Below are 20,377 nucleotides of genomic sequence, written 5' to 3'. Positions count from 1 at the left end.
CGCTAATCGCCGAACGTCGACTTATCGGGCAATATCGGGCGGAATCGCAACAACAAGTCGACGTTCGGCCGATATTGAATTAGGGCAGTGCGACCCGTAGTCGCTCCCAGCCGCGCACGGTCGATGTCGGGCTGAGTTGTGCTGTGTCGTAGTCGATATCCCATTCCGGCCAGCGGTTGAGCATCTCGTCCAGCGCGACGCGACCCTCCAGGCGGGCCAGGTTCGCCCCGAGGCAGTAGTGCACACCCTTCCCGAAGGTGATGTGCGAGATGTTGTCGCGGTGGATGTTGAAGGTGTCCGGGTCGGTGTAGCGACGGGGGTCGCGGTTGGCGGCACCGAACAACAGCAGCATCGCGCTGCCGGCCGGAATGGTGGTGCCGTAGCACTCGAAATCCTTTGCCATCCAACGTGCTACGTGCGGTCCGGTGGGTTCGAAGCGCAAGGTTTCGTCGACGGTGCGGTTCAGCAGGGAGCGATCCTGGTCGATTTCGCGGCGCTGGTCGGGGTATTCGGCCAGCACCTTGGCCAACCAGCCGATCAGCCGACCGGTCGTCTCGTTGCCCGCGCCGGCGACCACCTGGGTGTAGTGCAGCACCTCTTTGCGGGTCAGCTTTCGGTGCACCCCGTCCTCGTCGTCGAACTCGACGTTGAGCAGTGTGGTCATCAGGTCGTCGGACGGGTTCTTCGATCGCCATTCGACATAGTCCGCATAGATGCGGCCGTCGGCGATGGAGTCTGCGTTGGCGACCTTCAGCGGCGCACCCGGTTTGGTGCGCAGATTGGCGTCATTGGCGTCGCGAACCGAGATCTGCTCGGACTCAGGGATTCCCAACAGCATGCCGATCACTCGCATCGGCATCATCGACGCGAGCTCGGCAATGATGTCGAATCCCGATGACCCGACGTGTGGATCCAGGCAACGGACACAGTATCGCCGGATCTGGTCTTCGATTTCGGCCATCCGGCGCGGGGTGAACACCCGCGACATCAGCCCGCGCAGCATCGTGTGCTCGGGCGGATCCTGGAACATCATGACACCGCGGGGCATATCGAACTTCGACTGGACCAACTCGAGAATATCGCTGCGACGGTTCGAGAAAGCCTGCCAGTTGGCCAGCCCTTGTTCGACATCGGAATGCCTTGATACCGCCCAGAAATCGTATTTCTCGTTGTAGTAGAGGGGGGCCTCCTCCCGCAACCGCGCGTAGGTCGGGTACGGGTCGGCATTGATGCCTACGTCGTAGGGGTCGTAATAAACCTCAGTGTCATTGGTGACAGTCATCGATGCTTTCCCTTACTTCAGGCAGCTGCCGGCGTCCACCGGCAGCGCCACGCCGGTGATGTAGCGCGCTTCGTCGGAGGCCAGGAACAACACTGCGTTGCTGATGTCTTCGGGCTCCACCCACGGGATCGGCAGATAGTGAAAGCTCTGACACACCGGCGCAAGATCTTCGGGCCCAGGGTTTTCCAGTTCCGGCCGAAAGGCGCGGTAGGTGGCCTCGTTCAACAACAGCGGTGAACCCACGTGTGTCGGCAGCACGGCATTGACCCTGATCATGTGCTGCCCCAATTCGACGGCGAACGAACGCATCAGGCCGATGACACCGTGCTTGGCCGCGACGTAGTGGCCCACATGCGGATAGGCCTTATTTCCAGCAACCGAAGACGTCAGGATGATCGCACCGCCGCGGTCTCCGGCCAGCACATGCGGCACTCCGGCTTTCACGGTCTTCCATACGCCGCTGAGGTTGACGTCGATCATCTCTTGCCACAGTGCCTCTTTGGCCTTGTGCAGCTTGCCGGCGGTAGTCCCGATGCCCGCGTTGGCCACGATGACGTCAAGGCGGCCGAGCTGCTCGACGCCACTGTCCACGGCGGCTTTCAATGCGTCGAAATCCCGCACGTCGACTTCGGCCGTCACGACGCGCCCGCCGGCGTCCTTGACCATTCCGGCGGTCATGTCCAGGTCTTCCGGCGTCGCACCATCGACTGGGGAGTTCTCGAAGTCGCGGCAGATGTCGACGGCAATGACGTCGGCCCCCTCCCGCGCGAGCCGAACCGCGTGGCTTCTACCCTGCCCGCGCGCCGCACCGGTTACGAATGCGACCTTGCCGCCCATCCGGCCCATGGCAACCTCCACCGAATCCTATTTGAGCGATCGCCCAAATTAGTGACGCAGGCCATGTCTAACAGCCCCGGGACGAGGTCGTCAAGAGTTCGGCGAAGCCTGGGCGTGCCGGGCTGCTTCCTGGGCGAGCTGCACGCGAGAGGTCAAGCCCAGCTTGGTGTAGACGTGCGTGAGATGGGATTGCACGGTACGTGGTGAGACGAAAAGTCGTGTGGCGATGTCACTATTGCCCAGCCCTTCGCTGACCAGCCGCACCACGTCGCGCTCAGCCGGAGTCAGCGCATCCCAGCCGCTGGCCGGCCGCTTGCGCGCCCCCCGACCGCGCTGCGCGTAGGCGATCGCCTCCTCGGTGGACAGCACCGCACCCTCGGCCCAGGCCGCTTCAAAATCCGCCTCCCCCATGACCTCTCGCAGCGCAGTCACCGAGTCCTGGTAGGCGGCATCCCAAGTCTTGAACCGCACGGTGCCGATGCGGTCGCGGATAGCGGCGGCCGCACCAAAAATCCGAACCGCCTCACGGTGGCTGCCCTTGCGACCGGCCACGGTGGCCGCGCACTCGAGGGAGTCGGGGATGGCCAGGTGCGGGTAGCCCTCGGGGATGCAGGCCAGCGCATCGTGAGCGTCGCATTCGGCTTGCTCCGGCTCGTCCTGCGCGAGCGCCACCCGCGCGCGTGGTCAGTGCATACGTCCGGAGCAGCCACTCGGTCGACACCGCGACGGCTTCGTCGGCCCAGCGCCGGGCCGCGGCAAGGTCACCGCTCGCCAGTGCGGCCAGTGCGATGATCGGGCGCTGATGCACGCCGTACCCAGGCACCTGGCTCCCATACTCCCAGGCCGCCACGGCCGCCTGCTGCGCTGTCGCGGCATCGCCGGCGGCAAGAGCGGTTTGTAGCAACGCTATCTGACACAGACCGGCGATGACGGGGCCGAATTCCAGGCCGCATTCGAAGCTTTTGTCGCTGGCGATTCGGGCTGCGTCCGTCTTGCCTTGCCACGCGAGCGTGCTCGCCTGGTGCGCATAGCTCCCCGACGCGAGAATCCCGTCATGTGCCGCGTCGGCCTCGGCGGCCACCCGCTGCAATTGGTCCAGCCCACCGTCCAGGTCACTCGCGTACAGCTGTGCCAGAGCGAGAGCCACGCGGGAGTGGCGTGAATCGAACCGGTCACCGAGGGCATCCGCGAGCTCGCGCCCCTCCTCGGCGGCTACCCGCGCGGCTACCGGGTCACCGGCAACGAGCACTGCGTGCGCCTGCCAAGCCAGCATCTGGGCCAGCCGCCACTTGTCGTTGGAAGTGCGGGCCAGCTCGATCGCCTCGGCGAAGTACTTCTCCGGCAGCTCGCCACGGTAGGCGGCCGTAAAGCCATAGGCGGTCAGCGCCCTGGCCAGCACGGCGGCGTCATCGATGTCACGCGCGAGATCGAGTGCCTGCCGCGCGTGATCCACGTTCTCGGGATGGCCAAAGGCCGTGGCCAGCACGGCCTTATCGGCCAGCGCCCGGGAGCGTACCGCCGCCGGCACCTCGTCGTCGTGCGCCACTTCATCGGTGAGGACTGAATTGAACCAGGCGAGGCCTTCCAGGACGCGTCCGCGTGCGAACCAGAGCGGCTGCAGCGACGACGCCAGCGCCAGCGCACGCTCGGAACCGGAGTTTTCCCGGCTCCACGCGAAGGCGGCCCGCAGATTGTCGATTTCCAACTCGGCCCGCTCGACGTGCTGTTCGTAATCGCGGCCCGCCGGCGCGTCGACGGCGACCGCAATCGATGTGTAGTAATCGCGGTGTCGGGACCGTACGGCATCGGCCTCGCCGGATTCGCCGAGTTTTTCCTGCGCGTACTGGCGCACCGTTTCCAACAGCCGATACCGGGTGCGGTCCCGGCTGTCGTCGGCCAGCAGCAGAGATTTGTCGACCAGCAGGGTGAGTTGGTCGAGCACCTGGTAGCGCTCCACGTCCCCGCCGCCGGCGACCGCTTGGGCTCCTTCGAGGTCGAAGCCCCCAGAAAATGCCGCCAGCCGGCGGAAAAGCACCCGTTCGGGTTCGGTCAACAGCGCATGCGACCAATCCACCGAGGCACGCAACGTCTGCTGGCGGCGCACGGCGGTACGAGCACCGCCGGTCAACAGCCGGAAGCGGTCATGCAAACTGCCGAGAATTTCGGGCAGCGACAGCGCCCGCACTCGTGCGGCCGCCAGCTCGATCGCCAGCGGCAAGCCATCGAGGCGAGAGCAGATCTCGGCCACAACGGGGGCATTGTCTTCGGTGACAACAAAGTCCGGCCGGGCACGCCGTGCCCGATCGCTGAACAGCTCGGTGGCTTCACCGCCGAACGACAACGACGGCACCCGCCAACCCACTTCACCGGCCACCCCGATCGCCTCGCGGCTGGTCGCCAGCAGCGTCAACGCGGTACCGACGCCAAGGAGTGCGACCATCACCGCCGCGCTGGCATCCAGCAGGTGCTCGCAGTTGTCCAGCACCACAAGCATCTTGCGGTCGGCGACGAAGCGGCTGATGGTGTCCATCGTGGAGCAGCCGGGCTGATCGGGTAGCTCCAGCGCGCGGGCCACCGCGATGGGCACGACGCCGGGATCGGTGATCGGCGCCAGATCCACGTACCACACGCCACCGGGGAACTCGGTTGCCAGCTGCCCCGCGATCTGCACCGCCAGCCGGGTCTTACCAACCCCACCCGCGCCGGTCAGGGTCACCAAGCGGTTGTCTGCCAACAGCTTTCGGACCTCGGCCAGCTCGGCGTCACGGCCCACAAAGCTGGTCAACTGCGCCGGAAGTCGCTGCGATACAACGGACGTGGAGATCCGCAACGGCGGGAATTCGTTGACCAGATCCGGATGACACAGCTGCACCACGTGCTCGGGGCGAGGCAGATCGCGCAGCGGATGCGTGCCCAGATCCGTCACCCACGCATCGTCCGGGAGCCGGTCGACCACCAACTGCTCGGCCGCACCGGACAGCAGGGTCTGGCCACCATGCCCCAGGTCGCGCAACCGCGCGGTCCGGTTGATCGTCGGACCCATGTAATTGCCCTCATCGCGCAGCTGAATCTCCCCGCTGTGGATCCCGAGCCGCAGCCGGATCGGCGCCAGGGGTGCACGCTGCAACTCCAACGCGGCCGCGACCGCATCGGAGGCACGAGCGAACGCCGCCACAAAGCTGTCGCCCTCACCCTGCTCGACGGGGCGCACCCCGTCATGCGCGGCGAGGATGTCCGACACCGCCTGATTCAGGCGGGCGATGGCCGCGGTCATCTCCGCGGGCTGGGTTTCCCACAGCCGCGTCGAGCCCTCGACATCAGCCAACAGCAACGTCACCGTGCCGGTCGGCAGCAGCCCGCTCACGCCAAGTTCACTCCAATCCACCAGCGGCTCCCCCGCACGTGGATCAATCTCGCTCATGCTAGCCAGGATGCGGCGTCCATGAGCAGCAAAACATCAGCAGAAACGCGCAGATTGCCGCGCGCCGTAGCGGAGATCGCGTCGACGGCGCGAAAATCGTGAAGATTGATCACCCCGGTGTGAAAAATTCGTTAAGACCGTGGCAGGACAACGCCGCAGACCTCAACTTGGAAACATGACGCTGTTCGAGCTGCTTGGATCGGCACAGCACGAACTGCGCCCGCAACTCGATCGCACCATCTGGCCGTTGAGTACCTCCATCGACGAACTGGGCCGGATCTGTGTCGGCGGGGTGGCCGCGACCGACATCGCCGCCGAGTTCGGCACCCCCGCCTATCTGCTGGATGAGCAGGACTTTCGGGCCCGCCTCCGCGGCTATCGCGCCGCGCTGCCCGGGGTCGAACTGGTCTACGCGGGCAAGGCACTGTTGAGCACCGCGGTGGCCGAATGGGCCGCCGCCGAAGGTGCCGGCCTGGATGTCTGGTCGTCGGGAGAACTGGCCACCGCATTGGCCGCCGGGGTGGCACCGTCGCGGATCATCCTGCACGGCAATGCCAAGACCGCCGCCGAGCTGGACGGCGCGGTCGACGCCGGAGTAGGCCGCATCGTCATCGATTCCCCGAACGAGATCGCGCTACTGGCCGCGCGGGTTCGCCGTCGCCAGGGCGTGCTGATCCGGGTAATTCCCGCCGTCGAGGCCCGCGGCCAGCGCGACGACGGCTTCGGCTTCACCGTGGCGGACGGCCTGGCCACCGGTGCCGTCAAGCGCGCGCTGGATCAACCGTCGCTCAACCTGCTCGGATTGCACTGTCACCTTGGATCACAACTCACCGACGCGCAGCTCTACGGTGCGGCGATCCGGGAATTGGTGGCCCTGATGGCGCAGGTGCGCGACCACCGCGGCGTGGTACTCGGCGAGCTCAATCTCGGCGGCGGATATGGGGTCCCCTATGTTTCCGGCGATCCCGACTTCAGCCCGTACACACTCGCCGCAGTCATCGAGGCCGCGCTGGCCTCCGCCTGTGCCGACTACAGCTACCCGCGGCCGCGGATCGTGATCGAGCCAGGCCGGGCGATCGCGGCGCGCGCGGGAATCACGCTGTACCGGGAGATCGCCGTTAAACACCAGCCCGAGGGGCGCACCTTCGTCGTCGTGGACGGTCAAATGGCCGACAACCCGCATGAGGGATTGCGCGGCATGAAACATACTGTGGCGCTCGCGAACTGGCACGAACAAACCTCAACCACACCCGTCACGATCGTGGGCCGGCATTGCGAGGCCGGGGAAGAGATCGCGCGTGACATCGAGCTGCCCGACGACGTCCATCCCGGCGATCTGCTGGCGGTGGCGTGTACTGGCGCCTATCACTATTCGATGGGCGCCGCCTGCAACTTGGTGGGCCGCCCGCCCCTGATCGCGGTCACCAACGGCCGGCCTCGCGCACTGGTGCGCCGAGAAACCCTCGCTGACCTGCTGGTCCGTGACTGTGACTGGTCTCACCCGCCACACCGCTCCGGCTCCGTCACAATGGATATCGACGACGCGAAGGGGGAATAGGCATGTCTGACATGGCTGTTGACCCGTACGGCGGCAGTTGGCCGCCGATCGCAACCCGGAACACCCACGAAGGTGCAACCACAGTGCTCCGCGAAAATCGTTGGACGACGATGAGATCGCGGCTGGTGTCGGTGGCGGCGTGGTTGCCTGTCACCATCGGGTACGCGGCCATGCTGCTGGGGGTGTCTTTCCTACTGACGGCGCTCGGCCCGCACACACACGACGTCGCGGTGAGTGAGATGAGCACCAACGTGCACAATCTGGCGAACGGCCACGTGGCCACGTTGGTCGGCAGCGCATTTCTCAGCGACGGCGGACATGTGCTGCTTTGGCTGCCGGGCCTGGTGTGCTTACTGGCCCTGGGCGAACTGATCTGGCGCAGTAAGGGTTTGGTCGTCACATTCACACTCGGCCACATTGGCGCTACCTTGGTCGTCGCCGCTTGGCTGGCCACTGCGCTCACGGCCGGCTGGTTGCCGATGTCCTTGGCGCGCGCCACCGACGTGGGGATGAGTTACGGCGCGGTGTGTGTCCTGGGGGCGCTCACCGCGTCTATACCGTCACGCTGGCGGCCCATCTGGATCGGTTGGTGGCTCGGCAACGCCATCGCCGCAGCCTTGAGTGCGGACTTCACAGCCGTTGGTCACGTGGTTGCGCTGCTACTCGGCATCGCGTTGTCGTTCCGGCTGCGCTCGATCTTGAGCTGGACACTGCTCCATTCGGCTTTGCTTGTCGTCGGTTCGGCCTTTGGCTACATGGTGCTGTGTGGACCGGCAGGGCCGGCGCCGGTGGCCGGCGCGACCGGTGCGCTGATCGCTCTAGTCGCCGCCTGGGCGTTGCCGTCGCGCAGCGGCGCAACCCTGGTGAGCCACCGGGGGCTGCTGCCGCGGCCGGCACAGTCGTAGTCGGCCAGCCGACAACAACGGACCCGGAAATGTCCCCGTTATCTTTGAAGCCGCGCTGACCATCGCACCTTGATTTAGTGAAAGTGTTGTGCAACAACACCTTTCAACGCAAGCGTAGAGTCGGGTGGATGAACTTGGTCGATTCAATCCAACGCGGCCTCAACTGGCTTGCAACCCCGCACTACCTCGAGCCCCACCTGGAGATGGAAACCCGCCCGATACGGCAGGCGCCGCTGGAAATGGAAATCGTGTACTGCACGCTCTCCCGCGGCAGCGCGGCGCTGAAATTTCCGGTGACGATGATGATTCTGCCGACAGGCGCCTCGCCCGTCAGGGACTAGTTAGCCCAAAGAGCAGGTGAAAGTGCCGCAGTCAACCGTGAAAGGCACCGTGCATCCCGCGGTCGCGGTGGCGGCAGCGGTGAGGATCGCCGCGAGGATGAGCTTGCTCTTGAGACCAGACATGCCGCTCCATTCGTTAGGCCCCCGGCCGTCGTCGCGTAGACCGCAGTAATTCCCGTACCACGGCGATACGCGACGATTTGACGACAGAATGCCAGAATGTGGCATGCACGCGGACGGTAATTGCAGAGGTTAATCACCACCGGCATGCGCACCTATCGCGCAGCTTCATTCAATTCGACTTATTTTTCCTGGTCAGATCGGTATCCCGACTCGGCTGCACTCGTTTCGGTTCGCCGGGCATTTTCGGGTAATTCGGCGGATAGGGCATATCGCCCAGGCCGCGCTCTTCATCGGCCTCGACCATGTCCAGCAACCGGGTCAGGGATTGCACCTTTTCGTCCATGCCGGCCCATGGGTCGTCGCGGCCCGACACCAGGTCGGGCACGGTCGCCATCGTGTAATCGTCCGGCTCCGCGCCGGCTAACTCGTCCCACGTCAGCGGCATCGACACGGTCGCGATCGCCGTGCGTCGCACGGAGTACGGCGAGGCCATCGTGCGGTCCCGGGCGTTTTGGTTGAAGTCGATGAAGATGCGCTCGCCGCGTTCCTCTTTCCACCACGACGTGGTCACCTCGTGAGGCGCACGGCGTTCGACCTCGCGCGCCAGCGCGATACCCGCCCGGCGGACGGCGATGAAATCCCAGTCCGTGGCGATCCGGAGGAACACGTGGATCCCGCGCTCCCCGGAGGTCTTGGGATAGCCGACCAGGCCGAGCTCGTGGAGCAACGGCCGCAACACATCGACTGCAACCGAGCGCGCCTGCTCGAAGCCGACGCCGGGTTGCGGATCCAAATCGATGCGCAGCTCGTCGGGGTGCTCGGTGTCGGGGCAGCGCACCTGCCACGGGTGCAGCGTGACCGTGCCCATCTGCGCCGCCCAGACGATGGCCGCCGGGTGGGTCACCATCAGCGCGTCGGCGGTCCGTCTCGACGGGAAGGTAACCCGGCAGGTCTGCAGGTAGTCGGGATGATGCTGCGGTATCCGCTTCTGATAGATCTCCTCGCCGTCGATGCCGTCCGGAAACCGCTGCAGGTGGGTGGGCCGGTTGCGCAGGGCGTCCAGCATCGGGCCGCGCGCCACCGCGAGGTAATACTCGACGAGCCGCCGCTTGGTGCCGTTGGATCCCAGTTTCGGGAAATACACCTTGTCCGGGTTGGAGAGTCGCACCGAGACGCCGTCGACGTCGAGCTCTTCTGCTGCCGCAGCCATGTCTCGATTCCAGCACGGCGCACGTCAGAATGAACCAATGGACTTGCCCGTCATGCCACCGGTTTCGCCGATGCTGGCCAAATCGGTCAAGGCAATCCCGCCGGATGCGTCGTATGAGCCCAAATGGGATGGATTCCGATCCATTTGCTTCCGCGACGACGATCAAGTTGAACTGGGCAGTCGCAACGAGCGCCCGATGACCCGATACTTCCCCGAGCTGGTCGCGGCGGCCCGGGACGAGTTGCCGCAGCGCTGCGTGATCGACGGTGAGATCGTGATCGCCACCGATCGCGGCCTGGACTTCGAGGCGCTGCAACAACGTATTCACCCGGCCGATTCGCGAGTGCGAATGCTCGCCGAGCACACCCCGGCGGCATTCATCGCGTTCGACCTGCTGGCCCTCGGCGACGATGACTTCACCGGGCGCCCGTTCAGCGAGCGGCGCGCCGCCCTCGTTGAAGCCTTGACGGATTCCGGGCACTCGTTTCATGTCACACCGGCGAGCACCGATTTGCACACCGCACAACAATGGTTCGAGGAATTCGAGGGGGCGGGTCTCGACGGGGTGATCGCGAAGCCGCTGACCGTCACATATCAGCCGGACAAGCGCGTCATGTTCAAGATCAAGCACGAGCGGACGGCTGACTGCGTGGTCGCGGGTTATCGAGTGCACAAATCGGGCGGCGACACGATAGGGTCCCTGCTGCTCGGGCTTTATCAAGGTGACGGCCAGCTCGCGTCGGTCGGCGTGATCGGCGCGTTTCCGATGGCCGAACGGCGGCGGCTGTTCACCGAGCTGCAGCCACTGGTCACCAGCTTCCAAGACCACCCGTGGAACTGGGCCGCATCCGAAGCCGGCGAACGAACCCCACGCAAGCACGAAACCTCCCGGTGGAACGCCGGCAAGGACCTCTCATTTGTCCCGCTGCGGCCCGAGCGGGTCGTCGAGGTCCGTTACGACCACATGGAAGGTCGGCGGTTTCGCCACACCGCGCAATTCAGCCGGTGGCGTCCCGACCGCGATCCGCGCTCATGCAACTACGAGCAACTCGAGCAACCAGTCAGCTTCAGCCTCGGCGATATCGTGCCGGGCCTCGGCTAGAGCCGGTTGCGTTCCCGCAGCTCGGGCGGGCTTCACTACACGTTCGGAATCCGCGCGGGAGGCCACTTCGCGCGAGGTCCACACAGCGTTTGCACAGCTACCTAGAAGCGAAAATCCGTTGCAGTGCCCGCGGCGAAAGCGGATCGTTGATGTCTAGACGGTTAACGGAAAGAAGTCAACGGATGAACTCATCGACATTCATGAGGTCCTTGCCCCTAGGAATCTTGGCGGCCATCGCGCTTTCGTCGGGCACCCCGGTCGCACATGCAAGTGGCACGGATGACTTCCTTCGACAGGTCCGCGCAAATGGAGTTGGGCTGCACAAATCAGATGCCGCCTTGGTTGAGGACGCCGAGGAAGTGTGCGCCATGCTCGACTACCAAGAGTCGGCCTACCAATACCTTGACCAGAACTCCGGTCTGAACGACAAGCAATCCGCCATGTTCGTGGCCGTCTCGGTGCAATACTTCTGCCCGCAATACACCCCCGGATAGGCCCCGAGCAGCAGGTCACATTTAGCCGCAGCGACATCTTCCCGGGCCTTGGATATAAGCGGCGGGATCGAAAGCCGCTAACCCATGCCGAGCCGTGCCTTTTGGCAGGCAGGCAAATGGCGTCGTGATAGGTCATAATTCTTTACCGCTTGTTTGGTCCACGTGCACTGAGGCCGCTTATGGTCTCCCTCCGTATTGACCGGCGGTGGAAGCAGATCCTTGATCGATAGGCCGAAAGGAAGTCAACGAATGAACGCTGCGGCGGCCGTGCGGAAGCCCCTGGGAATCTTGGCGGTTAGCGGGCTCGTGTTGGTAGGGGCGGCGCCGGTCGCGCAGGCAACTCCAACGGATGACTTCCTCCGTCAGGTGCGCGCAAATGGGATCGGGGTCAACGCACCGGATGCCGCCGTGATCGAGGATGCCCAGGAAGTGTGCGCCATGCTCGACTACCAAGAGGCTGCGTACCAATACCTTATTCAGCACTCCGGTCTCGACCGGAATCAGTCCGCCTTCTTCATCGCCGCTTCGGTCACCTATTACTGCCCGGAGTTCGCGCCCAGACTAGGCCCGGGTCACTGATCGCAACCCGCAGCTTTCAGACGGCCACCGTCAGCTCCGATAGTCCGCGCAGCGTGACGTTCGCCTTGTACTGCGGCTCGCTGTCCAGGCGCGCCTGCGGAAAACGCGCCGTCACCTCCGATAGGGCAATGCCGGCTTCCATCCGCGCCAGCGAGGCGCCCAGGCAATAGTGGATCCCACACCCAAAACCCAAGTGCCGCAGTACTCCCCGATCCGGGTCGAAGATGTCGGGCCGATCGAATTCGGTGGGATCCCGATGCGCCGCGGCCAGTAGCAGCATCATCACGTGGCCTTCGGGCACCTCGGCGGTCCCGATTGTCATGTCTTCGAGGGCAGTTCGGCCAACCATCTGCACGGGTGGGTCGTAACGCATGGTCTCCTCGACGACCGCCGAGGCTCGGGTGGGGTCGGCGCGCAGCGCCGCCCATTGCGCGGGTTCTCGCAACAGCGCCAGGATGGCGTTGCCGATCAGGTTGACCGTGGTCTCGTGACCGGCGACCAGCAACAGCAGGCAGGTCGAGACGATTTCCTCCTCGGTCAGCTGATCGCCGGACTCCTCCACCGCGACCAGACCCGACATCAAGTCGTCGCCGGGCTGCGAGCGCCGCCGATCGATTAAGCCGTGCAGGTACTCCCGCAACCGCGCTCCAGCATCGAGGCTCTCCTGCAGACCGTCGGAGACCGAACCGGTGAACTCGACGAACGGGTCCAGTGATTGTGCGAGTAGTCCTGATGCGTGGCTGAATTGCGGTTCATCTTCCAGCGGCACGCCGAGTAGCCGGCAGATGACCGCTACCGGCAGCGGATAAGCGAAATCTTCGACGACGTCGAAGCGCCGCTTCTCGGCGATCCCGTCGAGCATTCCGTCCACTAGATCGGTGATGTCAGGTTGCAGCGCATTGACCACTTTCGGTGCGAACGCCTTGCTGACCAGTTTGCGCAGCCGGGTGTGGTCCGGGGGATCGAGGAACAGAAATCCCGGCGGGACCTGCGCGGGCTGCGGCGCACCGGATGCGGTCAGTTCACGGATCTGCGCTTCAATCTGCTCGCGAGCGCGCGCCGACTTCATCCGGTCACTACTCGACGACGGGTGCCGCAGCACGTCGTCGCAGTCGCGGTAGGTCGAGAAGACGGCGAGGTGGGACTCGGGCAACAAGATTGGTCCATGCTCACGAAACTGGACACCCAGCCGATAGGGATCGGCCCGGTTGGCCGGATCGAGGAACTCGAACAGCAACTTTTGTAATTCGGCCTGCTCGGCGGGTTCTGGGGGCTGCTGAATCGACGCAGTCGTCATGCTCACATTGTGCATGCCGCACCCTAATGCGCACTGAGAACGGCGTGACCGTACCCGCTTCAGCAACTAGCATGTCGCCATGAAGGTGCCTCGTACATGCGGGTTGGGCCTGATCGCCGTTTTCTTGGCTACCCTGGCCAATGTGGCCGTAGCTGCTCCGGGTCATGCCTGTGCGTGCGGTGCGGTGGTCCCTCCCGCCGGCGGCCAGGCCACCATGAATCACGAAGTGGCGCTGGTACATTGGGATGGATCCAGCGAGACCGTCGTCATGCAGCTCGCCCTGAACGCCGACACGAACAACGTCGCCCTGGTAGTGCCCACCCCCGCGCCGGCGACCGTCACGGAAGGCGACAAGGCGACATTCACCGAGCTGGATACCCTCACCGCCCCTCGTGTCCAACAGCGCCGGCACTGGGTGCTGGGGCAGACGGGTTCGGCTGCGCTCGAGGCCGCGGCTCCCAGGGGACCCACGGTGGTGAACCAGGTCCACCTCGGGCCGCTGGAGGCCATCACGCTGGCCGGGGGTGACCTGAGCGGATTGCAAAAGTGGTTGGGCGACAACGGTTATGCCATCAGTCCCGCCGTGTCGGAAGCACTGGGCCCTTACCTACGTGACGGCTGGTCGTTCGTCGCGATCCGGCTGACCAGTTCAAACCCCATCGTGGGTGGCCTCAACCCGGTGCGGATGACCTTTCCATCGACGCAATTGGTCTATCCCATGCGCCTTTCCGCGGCCGCCGCGGGCCCACAACAAGTCACGATCTTCACGCTGTCCGATCATCGACAGCAGCGCACCGACGCCGATGCCTCAGCCCAGGCCGTCCAAGTTCAGTTCGCGGGCAACATCGCTGCCGCTGTTCAGAATTCGCTGCTACGTGAATTGACGGCGAATCACGGCGGCTATCTGACCAAGCTAGCGGTGAATATCCCTAAGCCGGAACGAATCTCCTCAGATTTTACGTTCGGCAACGCCACCAACGATGACACCTACCGGCAAGTGATCTACGTCGACCACGACGTCGTCATCCCGATCGAGCTCATTCTGTTTGCCGGATTCGTGTTCGCGGCGATCGCGGTAACGGTGATCGTTCTCGTGGTCCGTCGCCAGCGGCGCCGCAGCGCTTAGCGACGCAGAAACTCCACGATGTGGTTGGCCAACTCTTCGCCAGCATCCTCCTGTAGGAAGTGCCCGGCCCCGAGAATCAGCGGATGGTCGACGCCCTGCGCGCCGCGCATTTCGCGTTGAAAGATCTCGGCCATCGGCCCCGTAATCGGATCGCTGTCGCTGAACGCGACCAGCATCGGCGTCGGGCTTTCCGAAAGCGCCGCCCAGGCGGCCTTGTTGGCCGGCGACGCGGGATCGTCCGGCGCGGTCGGTACCAGACCCGGCATGGCGCGCGGCGCGGCGCAGTATTTGTCATCGGGGAACGGCGCATCGTAGCCCGCCCGCACCTGGTCGCTCATCCGCTGGCGACAGCCCGACTGGACGAACGAGCCGATGTTCAGCTCCGGCACCGTCGTGATGGCCTCACGGAACTGCCACCAGACATCGGCCATCGGCTGTTCCCCATTGGGTAGCCCGGTGTTCGCGACGACCAGCCGGGCAAACCGATCGGGATGCTCTGCCGCCAAACGCAATCCGATCAGCCCGCCCCAATCCTGACCAAACAGGGTCACGTTACGAAGGTCGAGCACGTCGAAGGCCAACGCCCGCATCCATTCGACGTGGCGCGCATAGCTGTGATCTTCACGACGGGTCGGTTTATCCGAACGTCCGAACCCGCCCAGATCGGGGCACACGACGCGGTGGCCGGCAGCGACCAGAACCGGGATCATCTTGCGGTACAGGTACGACCAGGACGGCTCGCCATGCAGCATCAGGACGGGATCGGCGGTTTCCGGCCCGTCTTGTACCCAGGAAACCCGAAGCGTGCCGCCGTCATTGTCGGAGACATCGGAATACCTTGGTGCATAAGGAAACCCGGTAAGTCGTCGAACCGATCGTCGGGTGTTCGCAGCGTCTTCACGTCTGGAACATCCTTCCGCTCGTCAAACCCCTTCGGTGCAGCCCGTCAACTCTCGATGCGCCATCAACGCATCGAGATAGGCCAGCTGTCCCTTGAGTAGTTTCCTGCGTGCCTGCGCCACCGGGAACCACCCGACCCGATCGACTTCGGGGAACTCCCGCATCGTGCCCGAGCCCTTCGGCCACTCCAGTTCGAAGGTGTTGCTGCGGGCTTCGGTAACGTCGAGGTCGCTGCGGACGGCGAAGGCGGTGACCACCTTGCCGCTTGGTTGTTTGAGCGTGCCGAGGTCGAGGCGTGGCCCATCCGGAACGGCTAAGCCCAGCTCCTCGGAGAACTCGCGCTGCGCCGCGGCCCAGGGATCTTCGCCGTCGGTGTACTCACCTTTCGGAATCGACCACGCCCCGTCGTCCTTGCGGGCCCAGAACGGCCCGCCCGGATGCGCGATCAAAGCTTCGACGACACCGTCGCGGATCCGGTACAACAACACACCCGCACTGAGTTTTGGCACCGGGCTCAGACTCCGACGGCGCGTTCCAGATCTTTCAGCGACGACTCCAGGTGCGCTAGCAGGCGCTGCATGTGCGGGACGCTGCTCCGACACCCGACCAGACCGAAATCCAGCTTGTCGGCGTTGCTGACCAGGGTGATGTTCAGCGCTTGGCCGTCGAGAATCGCAGACAGCGGATAGCTGCCGTCCAGGCGGGCACCGCCGTAGTACATCTGCTCACGGGGGCCCGGCACGTTCGAGATGATGACGTTGAAAGGCGGCGACGTCGAGCTCACCCATCCGGGAACCATCGACATCGCCAGCGCACTCATGTTCACCGCGGAAAGCGCCAAAGCTTGAACTCGCGGCAACTGGGCGAACACCGTCTTGTTCTTGTACATCGACTCGCTGACGGTCTCCAGCCGCTTGGCGGGATCGTCGATGTCGGTGGCCAGGTTGCACAGGATGGCTCCGACCAGGTTGCCGCCGGCGTCGGCCTCGTCCTCGTGACGCAGGCTCACCGGGACCATCGCCAGCAGCGGTGCTTCCGGTAGGGCGTCCTGCTCTAGCAGGTAGTACCGCAAGGCGCCCGAACACATCGCCAGGACGACATCGTTGAGCGTCACCCCCGCCGCGCTCTTGACGTTCTTGATTCGGTCCACCGACCATGACTGCGCCGCGCAGCGGCGGGCGCCGCCGATCTTGACGTTCAGCATGGTGCGCGGGGCTCCGAACGGCAGCGTGAGCTGCTGTTCGAACAGCGCCGCACGGGCCAGTGACACCGTCGACGGGGCAAGTGCGGCAAGCGATCCCGCCGTATGCATCAGCGAACGCAGCCGCGACGACGGCGCAGCGTCCGGTTTGGGTTTGCGCAGGCTCCAGGGTGCCCGGATCTCATCGTCGTCGGGGTCGTTGGACAGTGCGCGCTGCATCAGCTTCAGTGCCGACACGCCATCGATAAGGGCGTGGTGCATCTTGGTGTAGATCGCGAAGCGGCCGTCCTTGAGGCCTTCGATCACGTACGCCTCCCACAGCGGGCGGTGGCGATCAAGCAGGCTGCTGTGCAACAGCGAAGTCAACTCGAGCAGATCGCGGACCCTCCCGGGAGAGGGCAGCCCGGAGCGCCGAACGTGATAGTCGAGGTCGACATCCTTGTCGTAGGACCACCCGAGGTTGGCGATTCCGCCAAAGAAAGTCGCCGGGCGCTTGAGAAAGGTGGGCTGGAAATCCTGCTGCGCGACGAGGCTGTCGTAGAACTCTCGCACGAACTCCCGACCGGCGCCGGCGGGGGGCTCATATAGCGACAGACCACCGACGTGCATCGGGTGCTCACGGGATTCGCCCAGCAGAAATACCGAGTCGGTGGGGTTCATCAGTTCCATCCGCCAATTAGACGCCCACCGGGGCGCGACCCGCCACCGCGCCCCCGGTCGTGTGCGGGTACGGCTCCGAGCGTGCGCTGCGGGTGGACTCGGTCGGCGTGTCACCACCCGAGACACACAGTCAACTCCGACGGCGCACGCCGCCGTTATGCGATCTCACATTCGAGACGAAAGTACTGCGACGCCGTCGCCGCTCAGGTGCCGCAGCGCCCAGGGTCTTCCCGCGAGAACGGATGCGAGGTGGGCGGCTTGCCCGGTGACCGCGGGCCCATCGGCGCGACGAGACCAGTCGGCGTCGCTGGCAAGCAGATTGAGGCCACGAGCCCGCGCTGCTGCCGGGACGAAAGGGTTGGGCACCCGAACTTGAGTGTTCAGCACAGCGACGACGGTCGATACGGGCACCGCCGACGCTCTGCCCAACGCATACGCGATATCGAGTTCATGGATGACGTGGTCGCCCAGCAGCAGCCGCCTCGGGAAAAGGCGGCCGATTCCTCGGGGTCGGCGCGCCAGCTGCACAAAGTCGCCGAGCAATTGGTCTGGACTGCGCCGTGCCGCCAGGCCATGGGCCAGTTTGGTGTTCGCGGCGTCGAACGAACCGCGATGCCGCAGCATGCTCGCGGCAACCGAGGACAGCGCGACACTGTATCCGATAACGAGATGAGCCAGTACTTCGTGATTGGTCCACTCGGTGCACAGGCTCGGTTCTGCCCACTGCGTCGCGCTGATATCGGAAGCCAATTCCGCGAGCCTTGTGTCGTTGTCCCGCAACGCGTTAGCCGACTCGGACACCCAAGTGCTCCTGTAAAAAGGCGGTCTGATCGGCGAGCAGCTCGCTGCGCAGCGGCGGGTGATAGATCTGGAAGTGATCACCGTCGTAGTGCCGCGCGATTCCGCGTGGTGCCGCAGCGGCGACGTCTTCGGCGTGGCGCGGGTCCATCAAGGTTTCCCGACGTGAAACGCAAACCAGCAGCGGCACTTTAATTTTCGCTGCCCCGCGTTTCGCGCTGCTCGACGCGATGCCGAGCACGTCCATCGCCGCCATCCGGTTGTCGAACGTGCACCCGGGCGACACGGTGGAATACCAGCCGTCCAACGCGCCCGCGCCGGTCACCGCGGCCAAGCCGCCGGGCTCGCCAACGATGGGGACGTAGGTTCGGCCCATCCTTCGAATCCGGCCGATGGCGTCGGCGACGATCGCCGGCGTGAGCCGCAAGGCGGGTAGCAGGCCGCTTCGCAGCAGCGTTCCCGGACCGTGCACGATCGGGCATTGCACCACCACCGCCGCGACGTCGAGCCCGTGTTCCGCCGCCTGTAGCACGTGCATCGCACCCAGGCTGGTTCCCCACAATCCCAGCCGGGCAGCGTCGATATCGGCGTGCCCGCGCAGATAGTCACAGGCCGCGGCCACGTCCTGCCGCCCGCGCATGCTGAACTGCTGACGCGGCTCACCGTCCGACTCGCCGGTGTAGCGATAGTCGAACACCAATGTTGCGACCCCGGATCTCGCGAAATGCTGCTCGTACCCGGACAGCGACATGCCGTGCGTGGCGCCCAGGCCGTGGGCCAGCACCAGGCCAGGATGCGGCCCAGGCCCGTCGGGAAGAGTGAGCCAGGCCGCGCAACGGTTGCCGCGCGACATGAAGGACACCCGGGTGGTGTCGTAGGCAGCGGTCATGTGAGATCCTTCCCTAGATACGTACACCGTACGTTTTAACTTACGTACGGTGTACGTGTCAATGGGTACGCGTAATGAGGAGGCCGGCCGCAGATGCGGGCACGATTCACTCTCGCCGAGGTGCGGGCGCAGGCGATTTCCATCGTCGACAAGGATGGACTCGCCGGCCTGAGCATGCGATCGCTGGCGGCCGCACTGGGCACCGGGCCTATGACGCTCTACAACTACGTCAAAGACCGCGAGGAGCTCGAGGGCCTCGTCGCCGAAGCGGTGCTCGCCGACATCCGCCTGCCACGCCATTCCGACGATTGGCGTGCCGACGTCAAAGCCATCGCGACCGCCTGGTGGCTGGGCGTGCGTCAGCACCCCAATGCCGCGCTGCTGGTATTGACTCGCCGCACGGTATCGGTCGCCGGCTACCTTCCCGCCGAACGCCTCGTCGAGGCGCTCCGGCGCGCGGGATTGAGCGACCTCGATGTGCTCGCCGCGTTTCGCGGAGTGCTCAGCCTCGTAATGGGCGCTGCCCAAGTCGAATTGGCCGGCCCGCTCGCTGGAGCCGACCGCGAACAATCCAATGCGGCGGTCGCGAAGCGCATCGGCGACCTCGCCGGCGCCGAGCACCCGCACTTGGCCGCGCTGTCCGAGACCAGCCGGCGTTCGACGATGGTCGACGACTTCGGCGGCGCCCTCGAAATGCTGCTCACCGGCATCGAGGCCCGATCGCATGCCGCGTCACGCGCGCCCAAACACCGACGGTAGCCGTTGCGGGCCTTGGGAACTCGCCGTGCGGAGGACTAGAGCAGGTCGGTGATCGTCTTGAGGCCCGCGTCGTAGAGCACGCCGGGCAGCATGCCGCCGTCGCATTCGATGGTCGTGCCGTTGACGTAGTCGGCCTGCCCGCCGGCCAGGAAGACGCAGACCCGTCCGACTTCCGCGGGCTCGCCGGCCCGGCGCAACGGAACGGCGGCGAAATACTTCTCGCCGGTCGGATCGTCTTTGGGCAACACGAACGACCGGAAGTTCTCGGTCATCGTCGGGCCCAGTGCCACACAGTTGACCCGGACCTTCGGCCCCCACTCCTGCGCCAGTGACCGAGTCAGGTGGTTGAGGCCGCTCTTGGCCGCGCCGTAGGAGACCAAGGTGGGTGATCCCGCCGGGTGCCCGGCGCCGCTGGAGACGTTGATGATGCACCCGACACCATCCTGCGTCGACATCTGCCGGTAGGCGCGGATGGCGAACCAGAGCGGGCTGATCAGGTTCATCTGCACCGCGAACGCGTGGAACAGCGCGGTGCGTTCGTAGTCGTCGTCGCTGGGCGGAGCGCCCTGAATGCGTTGCACGAGTTCGGGAATGTCCTCCACGTGTGGCGCCGGGACGGTACCGCCCGCGTTGTTGACCAGGATGTCGACGCGACCGTGGGTCGCCACCACCTCGGCGATTAAGGCGTCGATCGAGCGGCAGTCGCCTTGATCGCAGACTCGTTGCGAAGCACGCGCCGCCCACTGCGATTCGATGCCGGGAATGGTGTCCAGCGGCCCGCGCGAACAGCCGATGACGGTGGCGCCGGCGCGCAGCAGTTCATGGGCGATGCCGACGCCCACGCCGCGGCTGGTTCCGGTGACTATCGCGATCTTGCCGTCCAGGTCGCTCATGC

Annotated in this window: 18 protein-coding genes and 2 pseudogenes; 8 read left to right on the top strand and 12 right to left on the bottom strand. The window is 65.1% G+C overall.

All coding sequences use genetic code 11. From position 1 onward, the window contains the following. Positions 1-79: 79 nt before the first annotated feature. From DB708_RS01285 to DB708_RS01275, 3 genes and pseudogenes are all read right to left on the bottom strand, one after another. Positions 80-1,282, bottom strand: a complete 1,203-nt coding sequence (locus DB708_RS01285) for a cytochrome P450 (protein WP_108920158.1) — start codon at positions 1,280-1,282, stop codon at positions 80-82. 12 nt (positions 1,283-1,294) lie between these two features. Next, entirely contained in the window at positions 1,295-2,128 is an 834-nt protein-coding gene (locus DB708_RS01280; RefSeq protein ID WP_108920157.1) for a mycofactocin-coupled SDR family oxidoreductase, read from the bottom strand. Between the two features lie 81 nt (positions 2,129-2,209). After that, a pseudogene (locus DB708_RS01275) lies at positions 2,210-5,483 on the bottom strand (helix-turn-helix transcriptional regulator). A 232-nt stretch (positions 5,484-5,715) separates the two neighbouring features. On the opposite strand from DB708_RS01275, the gene lysA reads away from it, so the two are divergent. From lysA to DB708_RS01260, 3 genes are all read left to right on the top strand, one after another. Then, entirely contained in the window at positions 5,716-7,098 is a 1,383-nt protein-coding gene (gene lysA / locus DB708_RS01270) for a diaminopimelate decarboxylase (protein ID WP_108920156.1), read from the top strand. 110 nt (positions 7,099-7,208) lie between these two features. Beyond that, the gene (locus DB708_RS01265; RefSeq protein ID WP_338103960.1) at positions 7,209-8,003 is read left to right on the top strand and encodes a rhomboid-like protein; all 795 of its coding nucleotides are present in this window, start codon (positions 7,209-7,211) and stop codon (positions 8,001-8,003) included. Between the two features lie 128 nt (positions 8,004-8,131). Continuing rightward, positions 8,132-8,344 carry a hypothetical protein gene (locus DB708_RS01260; protein WP_108920154.1) on the top strand — a complete coding sequence of 71 codons (213 nt, stop codon included), beginning with the start codon at positions 8,132-8,134 and terminating at the stop codon, positions 8,342-8,344. Here DB708_RS01260 and DB708_RS27925 read toward each other — a convergent pair whose 3' ends face one another. Further along, on the bottom strand, positions 8,345-8,467 hold the full coding sequence (locus DB708_RS27925) for a hypothetical protein (RefSeq protein ID WP_261859453.1): 123 nt from the start codon (positions 8,465-8,467) through the stop codon (positions 8,345-8,347). Between the two features lie 169 nt (positions 8,468-8,636). Further along, positions 8,637-9,677: a non-homologous end-joining DNA ligase gene (ligD, locus tag DB708_RS01255; RefSeq protein WP_108920153.1), complete on the bottom strand. Its 1,041-nt coding sequence runs from the start codon at positions 9,675-9,677 to the stop codon at positions 8,637-8,639. A gap of 37 nt (positions 9,678-9,714) precedes the next feature. On the opposite strand from ligD, the gene DB708_RS01250 reads away from it, so the two are divergent. From DB708_RS01250 to DB708_RS01240, 3 genes are all read left to right on the top strand, one after another. Next, entirely contained in the window at positions 9,715-10,779 is a 1,065-nt protein-coding gene (locus DB708_RS01250; protein ID WP_108920152.1) for an ATP-dependent DNA ligase, read from the top strand. A 182-nt stretch (positions 10,780-10,961) separates the two neighbouring features. Further along, positions 10,962-11,273 carry a DUF732 domain-containing protein gene (locus tag DB708_RS27155; protein ID WP_165839701.1) on the top strand — a complete coding sequence of 104 codons (312 nt, stop codon included), beginning with the start codon at positions 10,962-10,964 and terminating at the stop codon, positions 11,271-11,273. Between the two features lie 249 nt (positions 11,274-11,522). Continuing rightward, the gene (locus tag DB708_RS01240) at positions 11,523-11,852 is read left to right on the top strand and encodes a DUF732 domain-containing protein (protein WP_108920150.1); all 330 of its coding nucleotides are present in this window, start codon (positions 11,523-11,525) and stop codon (positions 11,850-11,852) included. Between the two features lie 16 nt (positions 11,853-11,868). Here DB708_RS01240 and DB708_RS01235 read toward each other — a convergent pair whose 3' ends face one another. Then, on the bottom strand, positions 11,869-13,149 hold the full coding sequence (locus DB708_RS01235; RefSeq protein WP_165839700.1) for a cytochrome P450: 1,281 nt from the start codon (positions 13,147-13,149) through the stop codon (positions 11,869-11,871). A gap of 79 nt (positions 13,150-13,228) precedes the next feature. On the opposite strand from DB708_RS01235, the gene DB708_RS01230 reads away from it, so the two are divergent. Beyond that, on the top strand, positions 13,229-14,275 hold the full coding sequence (locus DB708_RS01230) for a DUF2330 domain-containing protein (protein ID WP_108920148.1): 1,047 nt from the start codon (positions 13,229-13,231) through the stop codon (positions 14,273-14,275). Here the strand turns inward: DB708_RS01230 and DB708_RS01225 are convergent. From DB708_RS01225 to DB708_RS01205, 5 genes and pseudogenes are all read right to left on the bottom strand, one after another. Next, positions 14,272-15,176, bottom strand: a pseudogene (locus DB708_RS01225) (haloalkane dehalogenase). The gene DB708_RS01230 and the pseudogene DB708_RS01225 overlap by 4 nt on opposite strands. A 22-nt stretch (positions 15,177-15,198) precedes the next feature. Then, on the bottom strand, positions 15,199-15,684 hold the full coding sequence (locus DB708_RS01220) for an NUDIX domain-containing protein (RefSeq protein WP_108920147.1): 486 nt from the start codon (positions 15,682-15,684) through the stop codon (positions 15,199-15,201). Positions 15,685-15,689: 5 nt separating this feature from the next. After that, positions 15,690-17,045, bottom strand: coding sequence for a WS/DGAT/MGAT family O-acyltransferase (locus DB708_RS01215; RefSeq protein ID WP_108920146.1), 1,356 nt, complete (start codon positions 17,043-17,045; stop codon positions 15,690-15,692). A gap of 156 nt (positions 17,046-17,201) precedes the next feature. Beyond that, complete coding sequence (locus tag DB708_RS01210; protein ID WP_108920145.1) at positions 17,202-17,837, bottom strand: maleylpyruvate isomerase family mycothiol-dependent enzyme; 636 nt, start codon at positions 17,835-17,837, stop codon at positions 17,202-17,204. Continuing rightward, positions 17,821-18,723 (bottom strand): alpha/beta hydrolase, encoded by a 903-nt coding sequence (locus DB708_RS01205; RefSeq protein WP_108920144.1) that lies wholly within the window; start codon positions 18,721-18,723, stop codon positions 17,821-17,823. The genes DB708_RS01210 and DB708_RS01205 overlap by 17 nt, the downstream gene beginning before the upstream one ends. Before the next feature lie 93 nt (positions 18,724-18,816). Between DB708_RS01205 and DB708_RS01200 the strand changes: the two genes are divergently transcribed. Beyond that, entirely contained in the window at positions 18,817-19,482 is a 666-nt protein-coding gene (locus tag DB708_RS01200) for a TetR/AcrR family transcriptional regulator (RefSeq protein WP_108920143.1), read from the top strand. Between the two features lie 35 nt (positions 19,483-19,517). Here DB708_RS01200 and DB708_RS01195 read toward each other — a convergent pair whose 3' ends face one another. Next, the gene (locus DB708_RS01195; RefSeq protein WP_108920142.1) at positions 19,518-20,375 is read right to left on the bottom strand and encodes an SDR family NAD(P)-dependent oxidoreductase; all 858 of its coding nucleotides are present in this window, start codon (positions 20,373-20,375) and stop codon (positions 19,518-19,520) included. Positions 20,376-20,377: the final 2 nt, after the last annotated feature.

The sequence above is a fragment of the Mycobacterium montefiorense genome, from assembly GCF_003112775.1.
Taxonomy (GTDB): domain Bacteria; phylum Actinomycetota; class Actinomycetes; order Mycobacteriales; family Mycobacteriaceae; genus Mycobacterium; species Mycobacterium montefiorense.
The sequence above is the reverse complement of the archived record's forward strand: the minus strand, read 5'-3'. Positions and strand labels throughout refer to the sequence as shown.